This window comes from Myxococcus llanfairpwllgwyngyllgogerychwyrndrobwllllantysiliogogogochensis (assembly GCF_006636215.1).
Taxonomy (GTDB): domain Bacteria; phylum Myxococcota; class Myxococcia; order Myxococcales; family Myxococcaceae; genus Myxococcus; species Myxococcus llanfairpwllgwyngyllgogerychwyrndrobwllllantysiliogogogochensis.
On sequence record NZ_VIFM01000925.1, the window covers coordinates 1 to 404 of the forward strand.

Annotated in this window: 1 protein-coding gene; it reads left to right on the plus strand. The window is 67.1% G+C overall.

Features of this window, described 5'->3' with window-relative positions:
• Window positions 1-404, plus strand: a 404-nt coding sequence (locus tag FJV41_RS51255; protein WP_220138062.1) for a portal protein, incomplete at both ends; no start/stop codon positions are given.

The window sequence follows — 404 nt, forward strand, 5'->3', positions numbered from 1 at the left end:
GTGGGTGGACGAGGGCGCGAAATCGCGTACCCCCGGTTCCGCCTACATCGACACCGGCCCGAAGTGCGTCAACGCCCTGGCCTCGAAGATCGTGCTGGCCTGGCTCCCGCCGAACGCCTCGGTGTTCAAGCTCGCGCCTGACCAGGCAGTCGCCGAGAACATCGCCGAGCAGGCTGGCGTGGAGACCTCCGAACTGGAGGCCGCGCTGGTGGACGTGGAGCGGGTCATCGTCAACGACCTGGAGACCAGCGGCGTCCGCCCGGTCCTCAGCGAGGCGGCCAAGCACGCCATCGTCCTCGGCAATTTCCTGCTCTACGACCCCGACGAGGGCAAGCCTAAGCTGTATCCGCTGACCTCCTACGTGACCGACCGCGACGGCCTGGGCAACGTGCTGGAGATCATCA